Source organism: Bartonella occidentalis, assembly GCF_037070875.1.
GTDB lineage: Bacteria > Pseudomonadota > Alphaproteobacteria > Rhizobiales > Rhizobiaceae > Bartonella.
The window spans coordinates 490582-506456 of record NZ_JAYMZJ010000001.1 but is presented as its reverse complement, the minus strand read 5'-3'; the positions used below and the strand labels follow the sequence as shown (position 1 = coordinate 506456).

The 15875-nt window shown below is 35.3% G+C and carries 10 protein-coding genes and 2 tRNA genes; 4 read left to right on the top strand and 8 right to left on the bottom strand.

The features are described 5' to 3' along the window. Positions 1-22 precede the first annotated feature (22 nt). Both WCP78_RS02145 and rpoH read left to right on the top strand, forming a co-directional pair. Positions 23-1027: an RluA family pseudouridine synthase gene (locus WCP78_RS02145; protein ID WP_336279116.1), complete on the top strand. Its 1005-nt coding sequence runs from the start codon at positions 23-25 to the stop codon at positions 1025-1027. A gap of 155 nt (positions 1028-1182) precedes the next feature. Then, positions 1183-2067, top strand: a complete 885-nt coding sequence (rpoH, locus tag WCP78_RS02140; RefSeq protein WP_336278862.1) for an RNA polymerase sigma factor RpoH — start codon at positions 1183-1185, stop codon at positions 2065-2067. 145 nt (positions 2068-2212) lie between these two features. Here the strand turns inward: rpoH and WCP78_RS02135 are convergent, their stop codons facing one another. From WCP78_RS02135 to WCP78_RS02125, 3 genes are all read right to left on the bottom strand, one after another. After that, on the bottom strand, positions 2213-3646 hold the full coding sequence (locus tag WCP78_RS02135) for a hypothetical protein (protein WP_336278861.1): 1434 nt from the start codon (positions 3644-3646) through the stop codon (positions 2213-2215). A 214-nt stretch (positions 3647-3860) separates the two neighbouring features. Further along, positions 3861-5150 (bottom strand): adenylosuccinate synthase, encoded by a 1290-nt coding sequence (locus WCP78_RS02130; RefSeq protein ID WP_336278860.1) that lies wholly within the window; start codon positions 5148-5150, stop codon positions 3861-3863. A 379-nt stretch (positions 5151-5529) separates the two neighbouring features. Further along, a complete protein-coding gene (locus WCP78_RS02125; protein WP_336278859.1) occupies positions 5530-6693 on the bottom strand; it encodes a phosphoserine transaminase in 1164 nt (387 codons plus the stop codon). A 367-nt stretch (positions 6694-7060) separates the two neighbouring features. Here WCP78_RS02125 and WCP78_RS02120 point away from each other — a divergent pair. Next, positions 7061-7136 (top strand) — tRNA-Phe (locus WCP78_RS02120). A gap of 1592 nt (positions 7137-8728) precedes the next feature. Here WCP78_RS02120 and WCP78_RS02115 read toward each other — a convergent pair. The 4 genes from WCP78_RS02115 to WCP78_RS02100 are packed head-to-tail and all read right to left on the bottom strand — an operon-like array spanning position 8729 to position 12102. After that, entirely contained in the window at positions 8729-9298 is a 570-nt protein-coding gene (locus WCP78_RS02115) for a biotin transporter BioY (RefSeq protein ID WP_336278858.1), read from the bottom strand. Positions 9299-9356: 58 nt separating this feature from the next. Beyond that, positions 9357-9956 (bottom strand): energy-coupling factor transporter transmembrane component T family protein, encoded by a 600-nt coding sequence (locus WCP78_RS02110; protein ID WP_336278857.1) that lies wholly within the window; start codon positions 9954-9956, stop codon positions 9357-9359. Continuing rightward, positions 9953-10633: an energy-coupling factor ABC transporter ATP-binding protein gene (locus WCP78_RS02105; protein WP_336278856.1), complete on the bottom strand. Its 681-nt coding sequence runs from the start codon at positions 10631-10633 to the stop codon at positions 9953-9955. Before WCP78_RS02105 ends, WCP78_RS02110 begins: the two co-directional genes overlap by 4 nt. Positions 10634-10659: 26 nt before the next feature. Next, positions 10660-12102 carry an amino acid permease gene (locus tag WCP78_RS02100; RefSeq protein WP_442895295.1) on the bottom strand — a complete coding sequence of 481 codons (1443 nt, stop codon included), beginning with the start codon at positions 12100-12102 and terminating at the stop codon, positions 10660-10662. Positions 12103-13180: 1078 nt separating this feature from the next. Between WCP78_RS02100 and WCP78_RS02095 the strand changes: the two genes are divergently transcribed. Further along, positions 13181-13256: transfer RNA gene (locus WCP78_RS02095), tRNA-Thr, on the top strand. Positions 13257-14243: 987 nt separating this feature from the next. Here the strand turns inward: WCP78_RS02095 and lldD are convergent. Then, positions 14244-15395 carry an FMN-dependent L-lactate dehydrogenase LldD gene (gene lldD / locus WCP78_RS02090; protein ID WP_336278855.1) on the bottom strand — a complete coding sequence of 384 codons (1152 nt, stop codon included), beginning with the start codon at positions 15393-15395 and terminating at the stop codon, positions 14244-14246. Positions 15396-15875 lie beyond the last annotated feature (480 nt).

The following is a 15875-nucleotide window of genomic DNA, read 5'->3' as shown; positions in this document are numbered from 1 at the left end:
TTAAAAGCTTAATTAGGATCATATATTGGTTCAATGGATAACGGATGAGAGTGCTCTTGGGCAACGACTTGATCAGTGGCTTTCTAAACAATGCCACAATGAGTTGTCGCGTTCACGTTTGCAAATCCTCATCCGTGAAGGTTCACTTAGAATTAACGGTCAATTAATAAAAGAACCGAAAACAAGATTAAAATCCGATCAAATAATTGAATTGACAATACCCGTCCCCAGGGATGCAAAACCTAGTGGTGAAGCCATTGCATTAGATATTTTATTTGAAGATAATCACATTATTGTCATCAATAAACCAGCTGGTCTCGTGGTTCATCCTGGCAATGGGAATTGGACTGGAACATTAGTTAATGCTCTTATTTACCATTGTGGTGATAGTTTGTCTGGTATCGGCGGCGTCAAGCGCCCTGGTATCGTCCATCGTCTTGATAAAGATACAAGTGGAGTTATGGTTGTTGCTAAAAATGATTTTGCTCATAAAAATCTCAGTATCCAATTTTTTGATCACGGACGTACCACTGCACTAGATCGATGCTACCACGCATTAATTTGGGGATCCCCCAGCAGAAATACTTTGACAATTAACGCACCCCTTGGCCGTTCTCCTCATAACCGAACAAAACAAGCTGTCATCCACAGTCAAAGCTCTCATTCTCGCCATGCTATCACTCATTTTTCCCTACTTGAAAAATATGGAGCTCGTGCAGATAAAACATCTTTTGCCAGTCTTTTGGAATGCCGTCTAGAAACCGGACGTACGCACCAAATTCGTGTTCATATGGCTCATATCGGACACCCACTCGTAGGTGATACTGTTTATGGAAATTCTTTTAAAACAAAATCAAACATACTTAATCCCATAATAAAAAATGCAATTAGTAAACTTAATAGACAAGCACTCCATGCAGCTAGTCTTACCTTTCAACATCCCGCTACAGGTAAAGTTATGTCTTTTTCTTCACCACTCCCACAAGATATGGCTGAACTTATCGATCATTTCAAAAAAATTAATTGAAACTTTTGTCTTTTTCATGATTTTATAATAGAATATCTCTTTTTGAACAAAATTTAAAATTAAACTTGTCAAGCTGTTATAAGAGAGAAGTTGTGTAATATCTGCGAATAGAGTTTGCCTTGTCAGGAAATTCATGAAAAAGGAGGGTGCTATATATGGCCCATATGAATTTGGTATCAGTGATAACAGGTGAGGGAGGATTGAGCCACTATTTGGAAGAGATACACCGTCTTCCAATGCTTAAGCCAGAAGAAGAGTATATGTTGGCTCAACGTTACCGTGGGCATAATGATCTGAAAGCTGCACATAGATTGGTCACGAGTCATTTACGCCTTGTAGCTAAGATTGCAATGGGATATCGAGGTTATGGGTTGCCTATTGGGGAAGTTATTTCAGAAGGTAATATTGGACTCATGCAAGCTGTAAAACGTTTCGAGCCAGAACGTGGGTTTCGTCTTGCAACCTATGCGATGTGGTGGATTAAAGCATCAATTCAAGAATATATATTGCGGTCTTGGAGTCTCGTAAAAATGGGGACAACAGCTAACCAAAAGCGTTTGTTTTTTAATCTTCGTAAATTGAAAAATAAACTGCAAGCATTTGATAGCGGTGATCTCAATGCGGAACAAGTCAAAGAAATTGCAACCCAGTTAAATGTAACAGAAGACGAAGTTGTATCAATGAATCGCCGACTTTGTGGTGATACTTCACTCAATGCACCCCTTCGTATAAAAGAAGGAGAAAATAGCGAATGGCAAGATTGGTTAATTGATGACTCTGACAATCAAGAACAAGTTTTAATCGAACAGGATGAATTAGCAAATCGTCGCTCTATGTTAACACACGCTATGGGAAATCTGAATGAACGAGAAAGACGTATATTTAAAGCACGCCGTTTAAGCGATGAACCACTAACGCTAGAAGAGCTCTCAAATGAATTCAACATCAGTCGGGAGCGTGTAAGACAAATTGAAATGCGTGCATTTGAAAAAGTGCAACATTCCATATCTACAAGAGCCTCTACTTTATCTCAAAGATAAATACAAAACTAATAATAATGTCTGCTATTTTTGATATTGAGGAACAAAAATTTATTCACTTCATCTATCTTGATTAAGTTGTTATGCCCTTTTAAAGGAAGAAAAGCTAATTGTAGCTTTTCACTTACCTCTCTTTATCAGTGCTTTATTTTTTTTGCTCAAGAGCTGTTAGTTTATCTGGCTTTATGAGCCACTGTTTAATAACCTCATTAAAAATAGCTTCACCTGTTGACCCTTTTGCGAAAGTCAATTCGTTTACACGTCCCCTTTTATCAGTTAGTACTAAACGTATCCAGTCTAATTCCCGCATCAATTGTAAATTTCGGTCAAGAAATGGATGATTGCCACTTAATGCAATAAGAAAAAGATCATCATCAATTTTTGCAAAAACGGTTCTTGTTAAAGAGCGCCCTATTGATTGCTCACTTGCCTTAAAAGTCAACGCTTGAACATTGCTTATAGCTTGGCCTGAAAATTTATCAGAAGTAATAAAAATCAGATCCATAGTATATGCAGCAGGAAAAGATATGTCAGTATTACGGCGTAAAACTAACCGTAATGATAACCCTTCATCTGGAATCGTTATATCACCTTGTATAGCTGACTCTTCTGGAGCTCCTTTAACATGAGATTCCTTTATAAGCGACCATCGTACACTACCCGTTGCTATCTTTTCTGTATCATAATTCGTACGCGTTTTATATAAAATGGCTTCACCTAGCTGTTCAATTGATTGCAGATTAGCAGCAACAACTGTTGAGATTCCTTCTCCATTTGATGAACCATTTGCCGTTCGATCTAGACCAACATCAACTTCACTACCGTCCTCTAATAAACGTTGCGTTAATTTTTTATTAGTTAAAAATGTTCTCGGTAATGCATTAGCAACTTGAATATTTGCTTTTGATAATTGGTATTCATTTGATACAAATACGCGCTTACCAATAAGAAAAATACCAATAATCAATATGATAAAACTAGTAAAAGCAACAATACCTATCATAACGCGCTTTTGTATTGATGACCGATTAGCACGACGTAAAGCCTGAGAAAAAATATGCGAAACAACATGAGAATGATCTACTTGAGAAGCAGAAACTAGAGAGGATTCTTTAAGTGTTTTTTTATTAACGCTCTTAGAAGGAAAATGAACATTCATATTAATAGGCTCTGCGTCTGGTATATTTGACGCAGAAGCTTCATCACATGTCTTACTTTCCTTTGAGCTTGGAACAAAGAATTCCTCTCTTTTATCTGGCACCACAACCGAAACATCCTTACCTTGTGGTAACACAGAGTTTTGTATGATTTTGTCGTTTTCAGTCGCACCTACAGATTTCCACTCAGCACCTGAAAAAAATGACTTCTTTTCAACTGCCAAATATTCTTCTTCAACAGTTGTAATAGCACTTTGCAAAATCTGTCTTTGCTCATATGCCATATCTTGTGGAATTTTTGCTACTACAAATTGCTGTTCTAGTGTTTCAATAGCTCGTTTATAGATTCGTTTGCGTGTTTGTTCTGTAACATTACCTTGCGCATCAATCGCTTTTTTTAAGATTCTAATGAAATCGACCATATCCTATGTATTTTTTCTTATACTGAGAAATAAATCCCAGCCACAAGACCAAAATGCCTTTTATTTTAACCTTCTAAATTGATTGCTATTAATTGATTATAAATGCAGTTTTAATTTAAAGCGAATATATAAAATAAACAATGCTATTTTGTACTTTTCCATCATTCACACTTAAGTTTTTACTCATAGAAAAAAATAAAGATAAAACTAATTATTAATCTGCAAAGGGATCAGTCACAAGAATAGTATCTCCACGCTCAGGACTAGTGGATATTAAAGCCACCGACGCACCGATTAGTTCTTCAATATAGCGTATATATTTGATAGCTTGCACTGGTAAATTTTCCCAACTTAATGCATGCGCTGTTGTTTCTTTCCAGCCATCCAATGTCTCATACAGTGGCCTTACACGAGCCTGAGCTCCCGTAGAAGAGGGTAAATAATCAATCCTCCTACCATCAAGTTCATAGCCAATACAAATTTTAATTTCATCTAAGCCATCCAATACATCAAGCTTTGTCAGTGCTATACCCTTAACACCACAAATTGTTACCATTTGACGTACTAAGACAGCATCAAACCAACCACATCTACGCTTTCGCCCGGTCACAACACCAAATTCATTCCCACGCGTCCCAAGAAATTCGCCAACATCATTCATCTGTTCTGTCGGAAATGGCCCTTCTCCAACACGTGTCGTATAAGCTTTTGCAATGCCCAAAACATAATGAATTGAGCCAAGCCCCATACCTGAACCAGTATATGCTTGCCCACAAATTGTATTTGATGATGTCACATAAGGATAAGTCCCAAAATCATTATCAAGCACAGCACCTTGAGCCCCTTCAAAAAGAATGCGCTTTCCCATCCTATAACTTTCATCTAAAAGACGCCACGTACAATCCATAAAAGGCAAAATGTCATCCGTTACTTGCATCAATTCATCATAAAGAACTTGAGAATCAATCTCTGCAACACCCATCCCACGACGCAAAGCATTATGATGTCGTAAAAGCCGTTCAATCTTGACCATGAGCGTACTTGTTTCTGCCAAATCCATTACTCTAATAGAACGACGACCTACCTTATCCTCATAAGCTGGACCAATACCACGCTTTGTTGTTCCGATGGTTAAACCCGAAAGACCACTTTCTCTAATTGCATCTAGATCACGATGCAAAGAAAGAATTAAAGGAGCATTTTCAGCAAGACGTAAATTTTCTGGGGTAATATTCACACCCTGACTTCGTAATTTTTTTAATTCTGCAACAAAATGATGAGGATCTACTACAACACCATTGCCAATAATTGATAATTTTCCACGAACCAAACCAGACGGCAAAAGCGATAATTTATAACTAGTTCCATCAATAACCAATGTATGACCCGCATTGTGTCCTCCCTGGTATCTTACAACAACATCTGCTTGCTCAGATAACCAATCTACAATTTTACCTTTGCCTTCATCTCCCCATTGCGTACCAACAACTACCACATTGGCCATAACTTTCTCCGTTGTATTTGGTAAAATAAAACTAGCATAAAAATAGATTCTGCTTTATAATTAGATCTTAGAAAAAGTGCTATTCTTCATGTTAAATTTTCTCACCCCTCGTCTTTATGGTCATAAAAGAAAACATAACTAAAGTATAGAGTGCACATTAATTAATAACTAATTATTTTTGCTGTAAAAAATAGAAAAATTAAAAGCTCTTAATTATTACTTTTGCCATAATTAGCGAATGATTATATCTATTCTTTTATCATTCACAATCTGTATAATGTGTAAGGATAATTTACATACTAAAAAAATGCAACAGATCATAATAACCTATTACATTTTCTTTTTTGAAAAAACTTTCTTATAAAATTATAAAAACTATTTAAAGGTGAGCTTTCTCAACCTGAAATGCCCACTCAAGCCATTTCGTTAAAGTTTCTAGGTCAGAAGACTCAACTGTTATACCAGTCCAAATTCGAAGTCCTGGAGGAGCGCTTTGATATGAACCAATATCATAAGCAGCGCCTTCCTTATCAAGGCGATCCACTATTGCTTTGATAAAAGATACCTGCGCTTCAGTATTTAAAGCAGTAATAACTGGATCTACAATTGTCAAACACACAGATGTATTAGAACGTGTTTGGGGCACCTTTGCCAAATATTCTAACCATGGTGTTTGGCGAACAAAAGAGTCGAGTACAGCGAAGTTTTTATTAACTCGCTCCCTTAATGCTGGCAAACCACCCAGTGACTTCGCCCACTTCAATGCATCAAGATAATCTTCAATACATAGAAGAGAAGGTGTATTAATTGTTACCCCCTTAAAAATACTTTCATTCAATTTCCCATCTTTTGTCATACAAAAAATTTGAGGCATGGGCCAAGTTGGGGTATAATTTTCAAGCCGCTCAACAGCACGAGGACTTAGAATCAACATACCATGTGCTGCCTCACTTCCTAAAACTTTTTGCCATGAAAAAGTCACAACATCTAATTTCAAAAAATCAAGATTTTGTGCAAAAGCTGCTGATGTTGCATCACAAATTGTTAATCCTGCTCGATTATCTGGAATAAAATCTGCATTAGGAATACGCACTCCAGAAGTTGTCCCATTCCATGTAAAAACAACATCACGGTCAAAATCAATTTCAGACAAATCTGGCAATTCACCATAAGGGACTTGCAAGCGACGCACATCAGAAAGCTTTAATTGCTTAACAACATCATCGGCCCATCCTGAACCAAAGCGTTCCCATGCTACCATATCAACACCACGTTCTCCTAATAAAGACCATAGAGACATCTCAACAGCACCAGTATCTGAAGCAGGAACAATACCTATATGATGATCAGAAGGCACTTCCAAAATTTCACGAGTTAAATCAATAACTTCTGCAAGTCTTACTTGTGCTACCATAGATCGATGTGAACGTCCAACTAATGCATTTTTTAAAACTTCAACAGTCCAGCCAGGTCGTTTAGTACAAGGACCAGAAGAAAAGTTAGGATTATTTGGACGACAACCTGGTTTTTGCAATATTGCCATTATTCTCCCCTTTCAACTTGCTTGCCTTTTTTAAAAGAAAGACAAACTCACCATTAAAAATTGTGCCAATAGCTCCCCCCGCACAAATATTAATAACGTTTTCTATTTATTTCGTAAGCTTAGAATATGTAAAATCTTTATAAAAGATACCCATGCACTAGCTTGATTCTCAAAAGTAGTTATCCAATCATCATACAGATAAAACAACATCTTGATAGGAATACTCTAATTTATCACAATATATCTATCAAGTTGATTTTATGGAAAGAGTAATTATAATTAAAATAAATATTTTTCTTTTGGTGGCTGGACAGAAAGAATTTTAATGCTATAACCGCACACACGTTTCATATATTCAGTGAGACGTGCCCAGATAGCTCAGTTGGTAGAGCAGCGGACTGAAAATCCGCGTGTCCGTGGTTCGAATCCGCGTCTGGGCACCATTTCTGTTCAAATTTCTTTTTTAGCTCATTTTGTCATCAACCTTTTATTGCTGATTAATTAATAAAACAGAACCCAAACAGACTGTTGAAGTTTGCAGTTGTGATACTCTAGAGATGATCTCTGACATAAAAAATCTTCAATGCTTGGAATTCAGATCTAAATGAAATACCATCAAGTATCGAAATGTTGATCTTTATTTATCGTATAGATGATTCTTAAAATATCCATGTCGGCTAAAATATGCCCCCTCAAAACCTCCCAAAATATCTCAAAAATAGTTTTGAGAGTGATGATTATAATTTGAAGCAAATATCTTGCATAAGAATCCTATCTTTTGTTGATTTATGTTCACCGTCAATAGTCATTACAAGATGACTTGTTTTATTTTTTCTAAAAAATCAGTAAGTTATTCATTAATATGATCTAGTTTGATTGTGTGTTTGTTCACACAATGAAAAGCTTAGAATAGCGGATAACGGAGTGATTGTATGGTATTGTTATTTAATGTATTAAGTGAGTAATGGATTTTATTTGCAGTATATTGATGTTTTATCCGTTATATAAGGTGTTTATTGTTTTTCAGAATATAAGCATATTCAAAAGGGGGTAATTGCAAATGTTTGACAGATTTCTGTCATTACCTATGAAAAAATTTGCTGCAGAAACAATTACATGCTGTTTATTTGAGAAATGTTTTAATCGTGTTATTGGTGCCCTTCCTTCAAGGATTATTTCTTTTTTAATATGCTCAAGTGTCTTGTGTTGTATTTTCATGGGAAGTAACGTAAGAGATCTTCACGCATCTGGTGGTTCCACCTACACAAAATTTGTTAGTGGTCATTGCTATTCCACATATTGACTCCGCAATAATATCCACTTGCATGAGATGTAAATGCGGGAATACTAAATGTACGATTAAAAGAAAGCAGTCTTTATAAAAAATTTAAAAAACTTCACGTTCTTTTGCTAAAAGATACAGAGTCATAAAACTCTTACAGGTAATGACAGATCATTGGGGTCAATTTGCATTCTTTATTTTTTCCCTTCTAACGCCTTTTTAAAAGCCAATCATCTCCTTATTTCACCAGATCATCATAAATGGTTCTTAATATTCCCATTGTGATCACTTTTACTGGTAAAATTTTTATACTAGACACTCAAATTATCACATGCCTGCGTATGTAATTTGTAATTTTTATCCTACCAGTTAAATATGGAGGATGTGGCATTATATAAATATGACCCTAACCTATTATACACATCTATCAATTTCTCAAAAAACACTTCCACACTGTCCCAAAAGCTATCTCTTTTATTTAAATAAGAAGATTCAATAACTTCATGCAATAAAGAAGCAACCTCTTCACTAAAAACAAATCTGTTTTAAAAACATTAGAAAATAATAACAACAGGTGTTTTCTCTTGAATAATCACACTATCAAATTCTTTTTGCGACAGATGATTTGATATGATCACATAAATAATGCAATATTCTTTTTTATCTTGCATATTTTCTCGGATAAAAATGCAGATAAATGAGGTAAGAAAAACTTCATCATATTGCTATTTTAACTTTTGCTATACAAAAATTTCATTCAAAGCGACACTCCTCTTTTTTTGCCAAAATAAGAGGAGAAGATTTTTTTACGGCAAGCGCTATAGAGCATGAAAGTAAAACTTTTAAAATATCTCCAATCATAAAACCTGATGAAATTATTAAAGAATTCAGCAAAGAAACTTTGGTAATATAAGCCATCCATGGTATTCCAAAAAGATACACAATCCCAATACCACCCACAACATTTATTACAAACAGTATGATAAAATTTAATCGCTGCCAAAATAGTTCAGCCATAAAGCCAATAAAAAGTGCCGCAAATGGGAAACCAATTAAATAGCCACCACTAGCTCCTAAAAAAACACTGATACCTCCATGCCCACCAGATAATAGAGGTAAACCAACAGCAACAAGGAGAAGAAAAAGAACAGATGCTAAAATCCCTCTTTTCGCTCCGAGTATAGATCCTGCTAACATTGGCCCCATAGACTGAGCCGTAATAGGAACGCCAAGAAAAAAAGGAAGGTTGATAGGCGGAAAGAGACCCAAAACTGCATAAATAGCTGTAAATAATGCAATATAAGTTATGTCTTTCGTACTCATTCAATTATTCTCTCTCCATGAGTGTTTTTATGATTTTATTTTCATTACAGCTTTATCATCAATCTCTGTCATAAGAACGTGCATCTAAGGCTTCAGCAACCTCTTCCGCCATCTTAATGGTTCGTATAATTAATGGCACTGCAAGAGCAAAAATATTAGCTTCAAATCCACGTGCACGTTGTGCTTCACGCACCTCGTGAAACTTTTCACTAATAACTGGAATAAATCTAATTGCCATAGATAATACCATACTAAATTTTGATGGATTTATACCACAGCACTGAAATGGTCGAAGCCCTGTTTCAATTGAGCTTACCATATCAGACACTTTGGTTGTTAAAGAAACAAGAGAGGCTAACAAAATAAGAGTAATAAGACGTAATATAACTTCAAACCCTAAAAGCCAATTATAAAAAATAACCTGCACAATAAATATAAGCCCTAAAAATAAACTCATCGATTTAAGCTGCTTTAAAATATTGTTAAATGGAATCCGTGCTAACGCATATAGTAAAATAACAAGTAATAAAAATAGTGAGAGCAAAGGTATAGACGACACCATAAATATGATGGATGTACATACAGTAAGAAAAACCACCTTAACCTCTGGTTGAAGTCTGTGAATAAACGTATCCTGAGAACAATATAAACCGATCATGACATTCTTTTTATATATGCCTTTATAGCAACAGAAGGCACATCATCAACAACTATCTCTCCCTTATCAAAGACAAGAACTCTATCACATTTGCTAAGAAATTCTAAATCATGTGATACAATAATCACTGTTTGTGATAACTCCTCTATAACTTGTGTAACGCGACGCTTATTTTTTAAATCAAGCAATGTCGTCGGCTCATCAAAAATAATATAATCTGGTTTCATTGCTACTACACCAGAAATCGCAATTAATTGTTTTTGTCCACCGCTTAGCAAGTGAACCGAATGATTTCTAAAATCTTGGAGATCATAGCGCTGTAAAATTTCATCTATACGTTTTGTAATTTCATCCTGACTAAGTTTTAAATTTTTGAGACCAAAAGATAAATCTTCTTCTACTAATGGAAAAACAATTTGATTATCAGGATTTTGAAAAACAAACCCCACTTTACGCTTCACTGCCTTTGCGTCACGCTTTGTATTAAGTCCATCAACACTTACAAAACCACACGACGGTAATTGCAATCCATTAATAAGACGAACGAACGTACTTTTCCCAGAACCATTCGCACCAATAATTGCAATTCGCTTTTCAGTAAGCTGTACAGTAATATCTTTTAAAGCGCAAAAATCACCAAAAACTTGCGTTACTTTGTCAAATTTTATGATTCCCAAAACTTATTCCAATCAATCTCTTTACATTATCCTTTTATCCTCTCCCTTAAGTTATAACTCAAAAACAAAAGGAAACACCATATAGGAATGATAATAACTGCCAAACTCATATCAGGCATCTGTACAGAAATATATGATTCAAGGAACAGCGTCTTTATCCCCATAATCCCGAATAACTGAGTCATTAATCCATTTTGTCGAAAGCCACTTACAAACATAATGCAAGACAGTAAAACAAGAAAACAAAGGCAAAAATAATTGGCATAAGGATGTAAACCAAATGCGTAAACAAATGGCTCTTTTCTGTCTTTATGTGCTTTTCTAAACTTTAAATGAACGATAATAATAATAGTCCAAGTGATAACCGCTGCTGCAGTCGCAAGAGCCATAATACGCATAAAACTATTATCAGGAACAAAAGCATTAATAATGATGACTATCGCAGTACAGATCGATGAAAAAAGGGTAGCAACATAAGGAACACCAGCAGCACTAAGTTTACTAAAAATATGTGGTGCATTTTTTTGTGTAGCTAAATTATAAAGTATACGACTGTTAGAATAAATACCACTATTATAAACAGAAATAGCAGCTATAATCACCACAAAATTCAGAATATGACCCGCCGTAGGAACTCCTATAGTTTCAAAAATCGTAACAAAAGGGCTACCATTTTTACTAATCATATTCCATGGGCTTATCATCATAATAACGCTGATAGAACCAATATAAAAAATTACAACCCTCCACATTACCTTACGAATAGCAGTTGGTATTGCTTTTTGTGGATTAGATACCTCTCCAGCAGCAATACCAATAAGCTCTGTTCCACCAAAAGAAAACATCACCACGCAAGTAGCCAAGATAACCCCCACTGCACCATAAGGGAAAAAGCCTCCATCATCCCAAAGATGATGAACACTCGCTTGATTCCCGCCTATTCCAGTGACAATGAGAACAACTCCCGAAATAATCATACCAATGACAGCAATAACCTTAATCAAGGCCAAACAAAATTCAAATTCTCCGAAAAAACGGACATTCCATAAATTAATTAATGTGATCAATGTAACGATAATGAAGGATGATTTCCAATGATCAATTAAAATCCAATGATCAAGATAAAACCCAATAACTGTAAGTTCTGTCATGCCAACGAGAATATAGAGGAACCAATAGTTCCAACCTGTTATGAAACCCGCTAAGCCCCCCCAATATTTATAGGCAAAGAAACTAAAAGCACCTGAAGTTGGTTCTTCTACTGACATTTCACCGAGCATTCGCATGATGAAATAAATAATAAGCCCTCCTAAGAGATAAGATAAAATGGCAGAAGGACCAGCTAACTGTATAGATTCTGTCGATCCATAAAAAAGACCTGTGCCAATCACTCCTCCTAAAGCAATCATTTGGACATGACGATTTTGAAGGTTACGTTTTAATTCATTGTGCTTTTCCTCAAACATCATTCCTCATTACTTTTGTTGGATTCAAGCTTCATTTTTATCGAGATGATTAACCGTTATTCTTATGCAGAAGATGCACTTCTTTCAAAAAAACATAAAAATAAACGCAAATTTATCGTGTGTAATAATGCAACGACTTGCTTTTCTGTGCATTACGTAAATGTTCCATTAATAATGACAAGAAAAAGTATGCTCCGTCCTTTATTTAAACTAATGGCTTTCATTTTTGTTACTATGACAATCATAGTATCTGTCATTGATAGTGTACATACTATGGTCACAGAAAATTGGACAACAACTTCTCTGGGTAAAATATTAGCAAACCTTTTGCAAACAGATATTTATCATCTTAACCAGTCTATACATAATATTACACCACCTTTCCTCTCTTCAACGTGTATCGCCATAACTTGTTTACCAGCATGGTCTATCTTTGGCATCTTAGCAGCGGTGTTTTGTACATTGAATTGCAAAAAACAAAAGCCTTTTCACAAAACCTCATATATAATAAGAGAATATATTTGATATTGAACAAGTTCTCTAAAATTCAACTGCACCATACACACTTAGACATCTACACCTACAGATGTTTTGTCCTTTCAATATATTGAAACTATTTTGTTAACGGAGCAGATGAAGGAGCCATTATTATAAAATATGTATCATAATTGATTCAGGCTGCTATAATATGAGGATGTTTTGATCAATTCAAAAGATTTAACAACGTATACTGTTCCTCTAATACCACCTATGAAAAAAATCTGTACAGAAGAAACTCAATAGTTTAAGCACAATCCAAATTATCTATAATTCTTCACTTCTTTGTTTAGTTACTAAAAAGCTTTTCTTTGTCGTTTCCATGTTACACTCGCACATAGAAAATATACAAAAAATAATGTCAGCAGTACTCCTTATAAAATTAATATTTTTCAAAAAAACAACGAAGGTATAAATTTTTCAAATCCTATCTTAATGTTTGTTAAGGCTTATTAAACAAAATGCATGCTTGCTTTTGTGCATTCTTTTAGCTATTACCCTCAAACTAGCTTTTGTGCTTTTATCTAATTAATATATTATCTATGCCGCATTAGCTCAGTTGGTAGAGCACATCATTCGTAATGATGGGGTCGCTGGTTCGAATCCGGCATGCGGCACCACCTTATATTTAAAACAAAGTATGCTCAATAAATCAGTCAGCATTATCCTTTTAATTTATCGTTGATTGTTTAATTGAACATACTAGTGCTTGCTATAAAGAGAAACTTCAACACTAAGGATTAAAGTCTGAATAATAATCACATCCATAAAATTTGCTTATCTTTGTCGTCATACAAATAGCCATTAAAAAACTATTATGCTGACATGTGAGTTTTAAATCAACCAATCTATAGTTTCTCTTAATATACACACTTTTTCGATGCAGATAGATCCAAAGCTCTATCCTATAATAACTAGTTTTTATTTTCTTTCCATTATTCGCTCCTATATTTTAAAGAGCATGACTAATTACATTTTCATTCTCATTTTATACAATAATTCCATTAATAAAAAAGCTGTTTAAGCAAACTGTTTTCTCTTATAAGGGCTAAAACGACTGATTTTTAGCTGTGTAGTTGCGCGGTTCAATATTTTTAATACGATATCTTCAATGCTTAATATAATATTACTTTTTTATCATATATTCTAAATCAAGTAGTACTAAAAAAAATTTCACCGCGCTTTACGAAAATAGCTCTCAACCAATAATACATTTATCAATCAAGCCATTTCATATCTTTTATCCTTATAAATTTAATCAACAAATAGTATTTGCCAATCGTGTGATATTTTCAAATAACACGCTCTTCTACACTACAGATCCTAAAAATCGTTGTGCTACTACTTGAAGAAAAAATGAATGTTTTGAAAATGCAACTGCTAAATTACTAACGGGATAAAGCAAAACATACCAATTACATCATCATTAAAAATATCAAATGAAGCAACCTGCAATAAAAGCTAGTTGATATTTAATAAGACTCTAGAGTCAGAAAAATGATCTAATTAAGAGCTCTTTTCAATAATACACGCAAAATATCAGGTTGCATCTCCATATACTAATCAACTAAACAGCATCTTTAAGAAAAACCATACATCCGCATCCCTCATTGATCTATAACATTCGGACTTACTAAATTCTCACGTGTAATTTCCTTAATTGATCGTACACCAGTCAAAACCATAGCAACTTTCATTTCATTGGCAAAAAGATCAAGAAGGTGAGTAACACCTTTTTCACCCGCAGCCGCAAGCGCATAAACAAAAGCACGACCAATCATAACAGCATCCGCACCTTGTGCTATCATTCGAACAACATCAAGACCAGAGCGAATACCAGAATCAACTAAAATAACCAAATCACCCTTTACAGCCTCTGCAATTGCCGGCAAAGCCCGTACAGTTGACAATACACCATCAAGCTGACGCCCTCCATGATTAGACACAACAATACCATCAGCACCAAATTGCACCGCTTCTCGAGCATCTTGTGGATCGAGAATACCTTTTAAAATCATTTTCCCCTTCCAGAAGTCTCTAATCCATTGCAGATCAGACCAACCAATGGATTGATCAAAATTGGCTCCAAGCCAACCAATATAATCTTCCAATGCAACCCTCTTTTGAAGATAGGCAGAAACATTTCCAAACTCATGTGGACGCCCCATAACCCCAACATCCCAAGCCCAATATGGGTGAGTAAACGCTTGTAAAATACGGCGTAAACCAGCATAAGGTCCAGACATCCCTGAATGGGCATCACGATAACGTGCACCAGGAATTGGCATATCAACCGTAAAAACCAATGTACGCACACCAGACGACCAAGCTCTATCTAAAGCATCACGCATAAAACCACGATCCTTGAGAACATACAGTTGAAACCAAAATGCGCTTCCAACCTCTGCATGCACTTCTGCAATGGAGCAAACTGAAACTGAAGATAATGTAAAAGGAATACCCTTCGAAACTGCCGCCCGTGCAGCTTGTACCTCACCACGACGCGCATACATGCCAGTTAATCCAACAGGCGCAAGCACAATCGGCATATCAAATGTCTGATCCAAAACCTTAATTGACAGATCAACTTGACCAACTTGTTTCAGAATCCTTTGACGCAGAGCAAGAGCTTGAAGATCCGTCCAATTATGCCGCAACGTTTCTTCAGCATAAGCTCCACCATCAATATAGTGAAAAAGGAAAGGAGGAAGCCGACGTTTTGCTGCTTTGCGGTAATCAAATGTTGAGGAAATAATCATAATAGCACCACTGTTCCTAAATAAAAGGTGAAAACACCTTAAAACCAATAATCCCCAACCCGCATGCCTCCTGTATATATTTTATAAAGCGTTTCATTCAGTAATTGCAGGTAACGGAGATTGCAAGTACAAAAAGCATGTAACAAAAACAACATTCGTATTTTTGCAGATTTAGAACCGCACGCCACTGCAATCCATAACGTATAAATTCATACGTCATAATATGCATCTAAAAATTGAGACGTAAATTTTTTGTGACCAATACCCCTCAAAAACAAAATTCAGCCACTTACTCCAATCTTAAAGTACCTAATCCCTCCAATAAAGACACCTTACATCACAGTCTGTCAAAACGTGCATAAAAGAGCATAACCAATTTTGAAAACACAATATCCCCTATAAAAATGAAAAAAACCCTTAATAAGACAACATCAAGCTACTAACTATGCCTTGTAATTTTCTTACAATAATACGAAAAAC